Genomic DNA, 276 nt, shown 5'->3' on the forward strand with positions numbered 1-276 from the left:
GTCGCAGGCGGGGCCTGCCCCAGGACTGCTGGATGGGCGGCACGGCATCGACTACTACCGCCAGCATCATGCTGTCGCGCAGGTTGGCTGCCGTCAGGCGCTCCGGCCCAAAGGGCTTTTACGTCCTCCCCCACGCCGGTGGGTGGTGGAGCGCACCTTCGGCTGGGTGGATCCGATGGCGCCGTCTCGTTCGCGACCCCGACAAGCGTCTCGACGTGTCCGAAGCCATGAGCCACGTCGCCAGAGGCGCTCTCCTGCTCCGCCGCGTCGCCCACC

Annotated in this window: 1 pseudogene; it reads left to right on the forward strand. The window is 69.9% G+C overall.

The window, feature by feature from the left end:
• Positions 1 to 95: 95 nt before the first annotated feature.
• Positions 96 to 276: pseudogene (locus AC0IW9_RS30765) on the forward strand (IS5/IS1182 family transposase); the annotation flags it as partial.

The sequence above is a fragment of the Belnapia sp. AC561 genome, from assembly GCF_979252845.1.